Consider the following 10,562-nt stretch of genomic DNA (forward strand, 5'->3'; position numbering starts at 1 on the left):
CTATTTGCTCTTTCAGCAACTGCTCATTTTGATAAGCAGCTAACGCGGTTACTTTATACGTGTCAGAATTAGCAGCAATTACATCTAAAGCCTGAGTACCAATGGATCCGGTACTTCCTAAAATTGCAATATGCTTCATCGTGTAGGACTCCTATCTAATGTCTAATAGCCAATACATGCTTTTATGTAATAGTAAACTACCGGAACAGTAAACATAATGGCATCAAAGCGATCAAGTATACCGCCATGTCCCGGTAAAATATTACCAGAATCTTTCACTCCTGCAAACCTTTTTAAGGCTGATTCTGCCAAATCCCCCAAAGGAGCTGCAATACCTACCAACAAACCTAATATACATGTATGTACTAGCGGCAAACCACATACCCAACCCATAGCAATGACGCCAACAATACTGCCGATTAAACCGCCAATGGCTCCCTCATAAGTTTTTCCTGGGCTTATGGCCGGGCATAATTTGCGCCGTCCCAGCATGGAACCAACAAAATAGGCCAGCGTATCACTAGCCCATGTACCAATAAAAGCCAACCAAAGATAAGCTGCCCCCACGGCGATGGCACCCAAAGCTGTTTGAATATATTCATATTGGTTAGAAAAACGTAGTAGGATCAAATGCGCAAACGGCAAGCTAACATATAGCGTTCCCAATGCCGTAAAAGCGGCATCAGTCATGCCGAACTTCTCATGAGAAATCACAGAGTTAGCGATAGCTGCCAATACAATAAGCAGTATCACCATGATTATTTCTTGGGCATTGCCTAACCAAGCACACCCTAGTGCTAACATAATCCCGATAAGGCCAATCCCATAATGAACTTTGATATCTTTGACCTGCATCATGGTAAAAAATTCATGCCAAGCAGTCAATGCAAGCACTATAACGGCTGCAGCAAATAGCCATTCACCATAATTAATAATGTATATGGCTATCGGTATTCCAATAGCTGCTGTCAAAATACGCATTCCAAGCAATATAGGCACCTACCGTTTTTTTGAATTTTTAATACCGCCAAATCTTCGCTCCCGCTGCTGATAATCGCGAATAGCTTGTAATAAATGTTCTGAATTAAAATCCGGCCAGTTAATTCCCGTAAACCAAAACTCAGTATACGCTATTTGCCATAATAAAAAATTACTAATTCGAAAATCTCCGCTCGGCCTGATTAGTAAATCCGGAGCTGGCAAATTGGCTGTATATAAGTGTGCTTCAATGGTTGCTTCATCAATTGTTTCTGGATCCAATTCACGTTTTAAAACTTTTTCACTAATTATTTTAACAGCGCGCGTCAATTCAGCTCGTCCACCGTAATTTACGGCCAGGTTAAAAATTAACCCTGTATTATGAGCAGTGAGCGCCTGGGCTTTTTCAATCTTTTTTTGTAAATTAAGGGCCAATCCCCCTATGTCACCAATAAATCTTACTTGCACATTATTTTCATGTAATTCTGCAAGCTCATTATCTAGATACTCAGATAATAAACTCATCAGCAAACTAACTTCGTCAGCCGGCCGCCGCCAATTTTCCGTAGAAAAAGCATATGCTGTAAGAACTTCTATACCTAACTCGGAAGCGGTTTTTACAATTTCGCGCAAGGCCTCAGCACCAGCACGATGACCAAAAGTTCGATGCATTCCTTTTTGCTGAGCCCAACGTCCATTACCGTCCATGATGATAGCCACATGACGCGGGAGTCTTGTTGAATCAATATCAGTATAATCGTTTTGTTTATGAATATTCGTTTTGCTAAACCACTTCATCCACACATTACAATCCTCCGCTAACCTTTAGCTATTGTTATGACCAAATTATCTCCAGAATCTAGTAAAGTTAGCCATTAAATATCAAATTTAAACCCCCTCTCACGAGGGGGATCAAATTTATTCCGGAGCTACAATTGCACCAGTTGGGCAAACTTCTGCACAAGAACCACATTCAACGCACTCATCGTTAATGCTGTAATGAGGTTCACCTTCTTGAATAGCGCTAACCGGACAGGTGGCCGCACAAGAACCACAAGCAACACACTCATCTGTAATTTTGTATGCCATTAATTAAAACACCTCCTTTCCCATTTTAGCAGCAGCTATTAGATTATAAACTCCATCAGCATCCAATTGCTGCCTAATAACATATAGTTTGTCATCAAGTTGAAACGTAGTTCGTGTAGGTTTAGTAATCGTGACAGTATATCTACTACCATTTTGTTTCAACTTATTGATAACTTCAGACAATGGCTGAGCGACTGTATCCAATTTGCTACACTTCCATAATATCTTTTTCTTTTGCTGCCATGATCTGATCTACTTCTTTAATATATTTATCAGTTAATTTTTGAATATCGTCTTGCGCCTTTTTGGCTTCATCGGCAGAAATCACTTTGTCTTTTTCTATCTTTTTAATACTATCATTAGCATCACGCCGCAAATTACGTATCGCCACTCTGCACTCTTCCGCTTTTTTATGTACAATTTTAACCATTTCTGCACGACGCTCTTGAGTAAGTTGTGGAATGGTGAGACGGATAACAGTACCATCATTATTAGGTACTAAACCTAAGTCAGATTTTTGAATGGCTTTATCAATGGCATTAAGCATTGATTTTTCCCATGGCTGAATAACAATCAACCGAGGCTCTGGAACAGAAATATTCGCAACTTGATTAACAGGTGTTGGCGCACCATAATAATCAACCATCACCTTATCAAGCAGAGAAGGAGTTGCTCTGCCAGCACGCAAGCTACCATACTCTTTTCGCAATGCCTCCAAAGCTTTTTTCATTTTTTCTTCATGGGCAGAATGAATTTCCTTAACTGTCATTTCTTTTCTCCCCCAACAATAGTTCCTATCTCTTTGCCTAAAGCTGCTTTTAAAATATTTCCAGGTTCATCAATACTAAATACTACAATTGGAATGGAATTATCCATACATAATGAAGTAGCTGTTGAATCCATTACACCGAGACCACGCTGTAAAATTTCTATATACTCGAGTTCTTTAAACTTTTTAGCATCCGGATTATGCCGTGGATCTGAATCATAAACCCCGTCTGCACTTTTTTTCGCCATTAGAATAACATCTGCTTCAATTTCAGCTGCCCTCAGCGCAGCCGTTGTATCAGTAGAGAAATAGGGATTTCCCGTACCAGCGGCAAAAATAACTACGCGTCCTTTTTCGATATGGCGTATAGCTCGACGGCGGATGTATGGTTCAGCAACCTGTTGCATATTTATCGCACTCTGTACTCGGGAATCAACACCACAATTTTCAAGTGCATCTTGCAAGGCAAGAGCATTCATTACTGTTGCCAACATGCCCATATAATCAGCAGTAGCACGATCCATGCCTTTAGCGCTACCTGCTAGACCGCGCCAAATATTCCCGCCACCAACAACAATAGCTACATCCAGATTATTTTGTTTAAGTTCTTTAATTTCTTTGGCGATAGAATCGACAACTATCGGATCTATACCATAGCCTTGGTTACCAGCTAAAGCTTCACCACTTAATTTTAAAACAACGCGCTTGTATTTACCTTTCGCCAAGCGGGGGAACCTCCTTTAGTTTGTATTTCTACAAATAGTCAATAAATCCTTTATTTAGTACAATATTTTTTTTAGATTGAAAAAATATATTTACCGCCAGCAAAATAGACTTAGAAAAAAGAGAACACGAAGTGTTCTCCTTATTTTTTAACGGCAGCCATTACTTCAGCCGCAAAATCATTGGCCTTTTTCTCAATACCTTCACCTAACTGATATCTGGTAAAGCGACGAACCGCAATGTTTTCACCAATTTTAGCCACATTTTCGGTAATGAGCTGGCTAATGGTTTTGTCTGGATCCTTAATGAAAGGCTGTTCTAATAAGCAGGTTTCTTTATAGAATTTCTCCAACCGGCCTTCAATCATTTTTTCAACAATATGGGCAGGTTTACCTTCATTAAGTGCTTGAGCCCGAAGTATTTCTCTTTCATGATTCAATACTTCTTCCGGTACTTCCGAACGAGAAACATAGGTAGGGTTAGCAGCAGCTATTTGCATGGCTATATCACGTACCAAAGCTTTAAATGCATCGGTTTTGGCAACAAAGTCCGTCTCACAGTTCACTTCAACAAGAACACCAATACGCCCCGCTCCATGTATGTAAGCTTCAACTAATCCTTCTGACGCAACCCGGCTAGCTTTTTTGGCAGCAGCAGCCAATCCTTTTTCCCGCAATAGATCAATAGCCTTGTCCATATTACCATTAGTTTCGGTCAGCGCCTTTTTACAATCCATCATACCGGCACCAGTACGTTCTCTTAACTCTTTTACCATTTCAGCCGTTATCATGTCAAATCCTCCTAACTATTATTAAAGGTAAGAGGGCCAAAATCCCCTTACCTTTATTGTGCAAATAATAGTTTACTCTGCCATTTGTTCGCCTTGACGGCCTTCCAAAACAGCATCAGCAATTTTTGCAGTAAGCAACTTAACAGCACGAATAGCATCGTCGTTGCCAGGAATAATATAGTCAATTTCATCAGGATCGCAGTTGGTATCAACAATACCAACAATCGGAATACCTAATTTGCGGGCTTCCGCGACAGCAATGCGTTCTTTGCGCGGGTCAATAACAAACAACGCACCTGGAAGTTTTTGCATATTTTTAATGCCACCAAGGAATTTTTGCAGTTTTTCCATTTCGTGGCGCAAAGTAATAACTTCCTTTTTCGGCAATACTTCAAAAACACCTTTTTCTTCCATGTCTTCCAATTCACGCAGTCTGTTAATGCGCTGTTGAATCGTTTGGAAGTTAGTCAGCATACCGCCTAGCCATCTTTCATTAACATAGAACATGTCGCATCTGATAGCTTCTTCTTTTACTGCTTCCTGAGCTTGTTTCTTAGTTCCTACAAATAACATAGTTTGTCCTTGGGCAGCTAAATCACGTACAAAATTATACGCTTCTTCTACCTTTTTAACTGTTTTTTGCAGGTCAATAATGTAGATACCGTTACGCTCCGTAAATATGTAAGGAGCCATTTTAGGGTTCCATCTTCTGGTTTGATGTCCAAAATGTACACCAGCTTCCAAAAGTTGCTTCATAGAAATAACTGACATAATATACACCTCCTGTTAATTTGCCGCCGCAATCCGCATTTTTTGCCGTCACCATGTTTATGGCACAGTGGCAAAATTAGATTGCGTGAGTGATAACACCGAAATGTAGTATAACATAACTTTTCGCCAATAACAAGTCAATTCTCTTATAATTTCTTATTATTACTATTTTTTTGTTTATTATACCAAGCGGTTTATTTTTTTATTCAATTGCAAAAGTAAGATGATTTCTCCTTTACCTATGCCAGTAGCTTTAGCAATTTCAGTAATATTATATCCCTGATCAGCCATAGCCATAATAAGCTGATGTTTTTCCTCCATAGTAATTGAATCTTTATCCGTAATTGGCTCTTTATCCTTATGATTATTATCATCAATCAACTGGGTTATATCCTCAGTAGACTGGGATAACACGTTTTCCTTCAAAACCATACGTTCCGGAACCGGTTCTAAAGACTCTGCAGGTTTGTCTTGCTGACAGACAACAAGTTGTGGGTGGTTTTCTAGCTTCTGTAGTTGTTCTATAATCTTATTGGCATGCTCTACCTGCTGGCTAAGCATGCCAATTTTCGCTTCTGCTTCTTCTAATAATATTTCAAGTTGGGCTGACTCATCTTCCAGACGCCTAACAATCGAATCAGCCGTTTGTTCAAGCTGTTGCGTAAATTCATTAGCCGGAGCAGATACATTCAGCATAAACATTTTAACAATCATTTCTTTTTTGTAAATCAGTAAAAAAGCTAGCAGCAATACCGCGACTAATGAAACAATCACGCCTGTAAGCAAGTGTATCACCTCAATATATCAGGTTTTTATATCAATAATATGTCCACGCAGCGGATCTTGTCCAACATTTGTGCTTTCTATATTTTCTTGCTCAGGCAATTCTTTATCCAACTTATCATTATTGTGACTATAGTTAGGCAAATGCCTTTTATGCTTATCTTTAGTTGCTTCCCGCTCAACCTTACTTCCTTGACTCTTTTCCATGCTTTGCACCTGTTGCTGGCGGATTTGTACCATCTTTTTCATTTCTTCAGAAAATTGTTGCTGCTGTAATACGCTTTGTTGGGTCAAATTATTCTGTTGTTTTCCGACTTCTGTCGCTTTTGGAATAAGCACCTGCATATCAATGGATCTGATGCTCATTATATATCACCCACCCAACCAGAATATATGCTGATTGGCCATAATTTACTATTTATTTATATGAACTTGTCTTTATTTCTCCATCTTCAGCATAGAATTTAGCAAACTTAACAGGATCCCGTAGTGGCTTGACTAACGTTCCGATAACTAATTTAACTCCTGGAAAAGCAGTATCGGCTACCTTGACATGTCCATACCGCATTTCTTCCAGAGCGAGTTCAATCTCTGCTAAACGATTACGCATGGTTTCAATCTGTCCAATTAAATGAAATTGTGCCTTCGTTAATTTTAATAACATTTCGTGCTTTTCAGGGGGCATAGTGCTTTGATCCATGGCTTTCAGTACAGTAAGAGCTTTGCGTGTTTGATCAAGATTTTGTTCAACTTTTTTGACTTCTTTCCTTAATACTTGGTATTCTTCCCGCAATTTAGGATTTACGCCAACTTCGATCTCCGTATTAGTAGCGGAATTAGTCCCAATAATCTTGGCCCTGATTTCCTCGCCTGCAGATACCCGTCCCCCCACAATTAAGCCGCGACGTTCTTCAACAATTACCCTTTTTCCGGCGCTTATTTTACTGTGTAGTATGACATCACTTACAAGAACATCTTTTCCCGCATAGACTGTCGCATTTTCAATATATTTAGCAACTACATTTTCGGCGGCCTTTATATATCCCCGGTTCATACCCTGAATTCCCATACGGACAGTTATATTTTTTCCTTCAACAATACCGCCACTAACGCTACCGGCAATCTCAATATCGCCTTCGGCTTTAACCGTGAAACCAGTTTGCACAGAACCTTTTACAATTACACTACCAATAAAATCAATATTACCTGTAGAAAAATCAACATCGCCTTTGACTTCAATAAGTGGTATTACATTCAGCTTATTATTAGTCATAACAAGCTGTCCATCCTGAGCAGCATATAAAAACTTCAAGCTTTCATCGACATACACATTCTTACCTTTAGGTAAGGGTACATCTTTACCCGGCTTAGGAAAAACTTCATTGCCTAAAATGTCGATTCCGGGTGTTCCGCTGGTGGCAGGTATCTTTTCCGCCAATAATTCATCAGTATGAACAATGGTAAACATATTAAGATCTTTAAAATCAACCCGGCCATCTTCTAACACTACCGGACGTCCTTTATTTTCTAAATCAAAAAAATACTTAATACTCGCATTAACTCCATCAACCGGGGGCAACCCTCGGGCGCAAACTACCGTGCTTCCTGGTTTGTTAAGCGCTGTTTCCACTGCCGAATAATCGATACCATAGACAATACCAGCACTTTTAATCCGGTCCATTACTTCTTCCAGACTAACCTCACGGCAACCATGCGGCCGAATCACTTGAAGGGTAGCTTCCATTTTATCACGAGAAATTTGAACCTGAATGTCAGGCTCTGGTTTCACCAATTTCTCCGCAACTTTTATCGGAGTACCTAATGCCTCTTTTGCAGCACGTATAAGCAAAACATTATCAGGTTTATCAATACCGTGCTCTGCCAAAGCCTCTATGATTTGCGGTATTTTTACAGGTTCGCCTGCGTCTTGCGGAGGATAAACTGTTAGAAACACACCATCCTCTTCTACCGTAATACAAAAATGTCCATCATGTGAACTAAATTTATCCTCACTGTACTCAAAGAAACACTTTTTATCCTCCATACGTCTATCCCCCATCAAAATAGCACTCGCACTACACGTATGCAACAAATTCTAGACAAAACTTGATTTAACTCTGGAAAGAGCGCCACGCAATCTAAAAATAGCTTTCGTATGAAGCTGGGAAATACGGGCTTCCGATAACTTCAATATTAAACTAATTTCCTTTAACGTCAATCCTTCATAATAGTAAAGACTGATTACCAGACGTTCTTTTTCCGGTAACTTATCAATACTTTTAGCAAGCATTTCTTTTACTTCCTGTTCTTCAATATGTTGAGAAGGACTTGTCGTTTGCTGTGAAGCGGTCTCAGTTTTGGCGAACTCCTCTAATGGAATAAGAGTGCTGGCATTTAAATGATTAATAAGCGTATAGAGTTCATTTAGTGGTATTTTCATTGCCATAGCAATTTCTTCATCTTTTGCTGACCGGCCTAATGCATGTTCTAATTTCGCAACCGTTTGTTCATATTGACGTGCTTTTTGTCTAATGGTAGCCGGAATCCAATCTTGGGATCTGAGCGAATCAAGAATAGCTCCCCGGATGCGGACTACTGCATATGTCTCAAACTTAACCCCTCGCTCAGGATCAAAACGTTCAATTGACTCCAGAAGACCAAAAAAACCATTGCTGATTAAGTCATCTTTATCAACATGCTGAGGAAGACTGACCGCAATACGTCCTGCTACTAACTTTACCAGAGGCAAATAATGCTCAATAATTTTCTCACGCATTTCCGGACTTCTATTACTGTTGTGATAATCTCGCCAAAGCTTGAGCGTATTAGCAGCATTTTGTTCAGCATTTGTTCCTGCCATTGGCGTTTACCCTCCCATCCTTACTTTTGCGTTAAATTTATATTATCAAAGTTTTCAGGATTTAAGGGTATAAACTGTGAAGTCGGCGATGATTCCTCCTTAGGCTCATCACTGCTTACAATATCGATATTGTTCCCTTTAAGTTCTGCTGCCTGCATGTTCTCATGTTTGTCTTGCAAGAACCGCTCAGCAAATTGACCACAAACATATCCTAATGCTGCAAAGAGGACAAGCGATACTAATGTACGGTATAAGATGGCAGTTAGCGCAATCGTATTAAACACTCCAACCATTAAAGTCAAGATGCTGGCAGCAATTGCCATATATAAACTAACCCGTAACTTTAGTGCCATAGCCGTCCTCCAATTATAGTTCTTTTTCACCTTTATCAATCGTCTTTACCCGAAAAATACCAGTATCCAGCTTTAACTCAACAGTTCGTCCATAGTTGCCGCCGGTATCTTCGGCAATTAGTCGTATGTCCAGCTTTTTTAATACAGAACGTACTGCTTCAACATTACGTTCCCCCACCCGCATAATATCAGTAGTATTAGTAAAAGTGAACATTTGGGCTCCACCAGCAATTTTGGCGGTAATTCGCGACTTAACGCCTCCAAGTTTAATAATCTCATTTAACATTAGCGGCAAAGCAGTATCGGCAAACTTAGCCGGATTATCAGTAGCGCGTGCCTGTGTGCTATCTGGTAACATAATGTGGGCCAAACCACCCACCTTAGCAGTTGCATCAAATAAGGCAATACCTACACAAGAGCCAAGCCCATAACTTATTAAGCTGGCGGGACTACGACCAACCTTGTAATCAGCCATTCCTACTTTTATGAGTTCTGCCATTATTCCTTCACCCCGATTGCCGCCAAAATTGTATTAAGGGAGCCGGGATCAGGAATCAGGAAAAAATGACCTTTAACACCGTCATTTTCCGTTGTAAACTCAGTCTCAATCACTAAAGCATGGTCACCCATTTGTCCCAATTGGATCAGTATAACACTTAATATGGCTCCTGCCATATCAATAGCCAAGGCCGGAATCGATGGCAATAAAGTTAATTTTGTAAAGTAGGATAAGGCATTTAAGTATGCTCCAGCTAAAATATTACCTATCTCCATCAACGCCGATTCATCCATCGAGTTAAGGAGCTGAGTTTCCCCCTGCTTGCGTCCCATAAGCATATCAACCAAATAATAGGCGCTCTCACGGGGAAGAAGAAACAAGATGCTGCCAGGGGCTGGACCAAACACTCTAAGATAAACACCTGCAACCATTGCATCAGGGCCACCCACTACTTCTGGTACTTCCCCTAATGGTAGAATGGATACTTCAGGTACTGTCATATCAATTTTGTTATTAATAATTTGGGATAATGCTGTTGCCGCGTTACCGGCACCAACATTACCAATTTCCCTCAAAGCATCTAACTGCAGAGGTGATAGTTTTAATATTTCCTCAGACAAATTCGTCCCCCCCTTGATCAAAAACATTATCCTGCCTTGACTTCTTGTCCTATACCAATAATTGCATCAGTATTCAATAAAATTATCAAACGATTTTCCAGTTTTCCAACTCCACTCAAAAATTCGGCTGCAATGCCGTTGACCACAGCCTGTGGAGGCTCTATATTATTTTGATCAATAGCAGTTACTTCTGTGACGGCATCCACAATCATACCTACATGGATATCATCTACCTTGATGATAATAATCCGGGTATTATCTGTGTATTCTTGCGGCGGCAAATTAAGGCGCTTTTTTAGATCAATAACCGGCAAAACACTGCCTCGC

16 protein-coding genes and 1 pseudogene are annotated in these 10,562 nt (G+C 40.0%); all 17 read right to left on the reverse strand.

Translation table 11 applies throughout. The annotated features are described in order from the left end of the window. Nucleotides 1–139: pseudogene (locus AC29Z1_RS07750) on the reverse strand (1-deoxy-D-xylulose-5-phosphate reductoisomerase); the annotation flags it as partial. Nucleotides 140–162: 23 nt separating this feature from the next. Then, nucleotides 163–981, reverse strand: coding sequence for a phosphatidate cytidylyltransferase (locus AC29Z1_RS07755; protein ID WP_488270886.1), 819 nt, complete (start codon nucleotides 979–981; stop codon nucleotides 163–165). 18 nt (nucleotides 982–999) lie between these two features. Continuing rightward, complete coding sequence (gene uppS, locus AC29Z1_RS07760; protein WP_488270887.1) at nucleotides 1,000–1,782, reverse strand: undecaprenyl pyrophosphate synthase; 783 nt, start codon at nucleotides 1,780–1,782, stop codon at nucleotides 1,000–1,002. Between the two features lie 114 nt (nucleotides 1,783–1,896). Next, complete coding sequence (locus tag AC29Z1_RS07765; protein ID WP_488270888.1) at nucleotides 1,897–2,067, reverse strand: DUF362 domain-containing protein; 171 nt, start codon at nucleotides 2,065–2,067, stop codon at nucleotides 1,897–1,899. A 3-nt stretch (nucleotides 2,068–2,070) separates the two neighbouring features. Further along, nucleotides 2,071–2,271: a hypothetical protein gene (locus AC29Z1_RS07770; RefSeq protein ID WP_488270889.1), complete on the reverse strand. Its 201-nt coding sequence runs from the start codon at nucleotides 2,269–2,271 to the stop codon at nucleotides 2,071–2,073. 4 nt (nucleotides 2,272–2,275) lie between these two features. Further along, entirely contained in the window at nucleotides 2,276–2,836 is a 561-nt protein-coding gene (gene frr, locus AC29Z1_RS07775; RefSeq protein WP_488270890.1) for a ribosome recycling factor, read from the reverse strand. Beyond that, entirely contained in the window at nucleotides 2,833–3,561 is a 729-nt protein-coding gene (gene pyrH, locus AC29Z1_RS07780) for a UMP kinase (protein WP_488270891.1), read from the reverse strand. Before pyrH ends, frr begins: the two co-directional genes overlap by 4 nt. Nucleotides 3,562–3,701: 140 nt before the next feature. Continuing rightward, the gene (gene tsf, locus AC29Z1_RS07785; protein WP_488270892.1) at nucleotides 3,702–4,349 is read right to left on the reverse strand and encodes a translation elongation factor Ts; all 648 of its coding nucleotides are present in this window, start codon (nucleotides 4,347–4,349) and stop codon (nucleotides 3,702–3,704) included. A 72-nt stretch (nucleotides 4,350–4,421) separates the two neighbouring features. Beyond that, entirely contained in the window at nucleotides 4,422–5,120 is a 699-nt protein-coding gene (gene rpsB / locus AC29Z1_RS07790; protein WP_488270893.1) for a 30S ribosomal protein S2, read from the reverse strand. Nucleotides 5,121–5,300: 180 nt separating this feature from the next. Beyond that, nucleotides 5,301–5,906, reverse strand: coding sequence for a hypothetical protein (locus tag AC29Z1_RS07795; RefSeq protein ID WP_488270894.1), 606 nt, complete (start codon nucleotides 5,904–5,906; stop codon nucleotides 5,301–5,303). A gap of 18 nt (nucleotides 5,907–5,924) precedes the next feature. Further along, nucleotides 5,925–6,269 (reverse strand): hypothetical protein, encoded by a 345-nt coding sequence (locus AC29Z1_RS07800; RefSeq protein ID WP_488270895.1) that lies wholly within the window; start codon nucleotides 6,267–6,269, stop codon nucleotides 5,925–5,927. A 52-nt stretch (nucleotides 6,270–6,321) separates the two neighbouring features. Then, complete coding sequence (locus AC29Z1_RS07805) at nucleotides 6,322–7,947, reverse strand: flagellar assembly protein A (RefSeq protein WP_488270896.1); 1,626 nt, start codon at nucleotides 7,945–7,947, stop codon at nucleotides 6,322–6,324. 51 nt (nucleotides 7,948–7,998) lie between these two features. Continuing rightward, nucleotides 7,999–8,763: a FliA/WhiG family RNA polymerase sigma factor gene (locus AC29Z1_RS07810; protein ID WP_488270897.1), complete on the reverse strand. Its 765-nt coding sequence runs from the start codon at nucleotides 8,761–8,763 to the stop codon at nucleotides 7,999–8,001. Between the two features lie 20 nt (nucleotides 8,764–8,783). Beyond that, nucleotides 8,784–9,116 carry a hypothetical protein gene (locus tag AC29Z1_RS07815; protein ID WP_488270898.1) on the reverse strand — a complete coding sequence of 111 codons (333 nt, stop codon included), beginning with the start codon at nucleotides 9,114–9,116 and terminating at the stop codon, nucleotides 8,784–8,786. A 13-nt stretch (nucleotides 9,117–9,129) separates the two neighbouring features. Next, nucleotides 9,130–9,615, reverse strand: coding sequence for a chemotaxis protein CheD (locus tag AC29Z1_RS07820; protein WP_488270899.1), 486 nt, complete (start codon nucleotides 9,613–9,615; stop codon nucleotides 9,130–9,132). After that, a complete protein-coding gene (locus tag AC29Z1_RS07825) occupies nucleotides 9,615–10,235 on the reverse strand; it encodes a chemotaxis protein CheC (RefSeq protein WP_488270900.1) in 621 nt (206 codons plus the stop codon). The genes AC29Z1_RS07820 and AC29Z1_RS07825 overlap by 1 nt, the downstream gene beginning before the upstream one ends. A 26-nt stretch (nucleotides 10,236–10,261) precedes the next feature. Next, nucleotides 10,262–10,562, reverse strand: a 301-nt coding sequence (locus tag AC29Z1_RS07830) for a chemotaxis protein CheW (RefSeq protein ID WP_488270901.1), incomplete at its 5' end; no start/stop codon positions are given.

The organism is Sporomusa sp. (genome assembly GCF_057736855.1).

Bases quoted from the DNA above. Each gene is read 5' to 3' on its own strand.
- AC29Z1_RS07800 (WP_488270895.1), bottom strand. From the start codon at position 6,269: ATGAGCATCAGATCCATTGATATGCAGGTGCTTATTCCAAAAGCGACA.
- AC29Z1_RS07810 (WP_488270897.1), bottom strand. From the start codon at position 8,763: ATGGCAGGAACAAATGCTGAACAAAATGCTGCTAATACGCTCAAGCTT.
- AC29Z1_RS07755 (WP_488270886.1), bottom strand. From the start codon at position 981: ATGCGTATTTTGACAGCAGCTATTGGAATACCGATAGCCATATACATT.
- AC29Z1_RS07815 (WP_488270898.1), bottom strand. From the start codon at position 9,116: ATGGCACTAAAGTTACGGGTTAGTTTATATATGGCAATTGCTGCCAGC.
- tsf (WP_488270892.1), bottom strand. From the start codon at position 4,349: ATGATAACGGCTGAAATGGTAAAAGAGTTAAGAGAACGTACTGGTGCC.
- rpsB (WP_488270893.1), bottom strand. From the start codon at position 5,120: ATGTCAGTTATTTCTATGAAGCAACTTTTGGAAGCTGGTGTACATTTT.
- frr (WP_488270890.1), bottom strand. From the start codon at position 2,836: ATGACAGTTAAGGAAATTCATTCTGCCCATGAAGAAAAAATGAAAAAA.
- AC29Z1_RS07820 (WP_488270899.1), bottom strand. From the start codon at position 9,615: ATGGCAGAACTCATAAAAGTAGGAATGGCTGATTACAAGGTTGGTCGT.
- AC29Z1_RS07765 (WP_488270888.1), bottom strand. From the start codon at position 2,067: ATGGCATACAAAATTACAGATGAGTGTGTTGCTTGTGGTTCTTGTGCG.
- AC29Z1_RS07805 (WP_488270896.1), bottom strand. From the start codon at position 7,947: ATGGAGGATAAAAAGTGTTTCTTTGAGTACAGTGAGGATAAATTTAGT.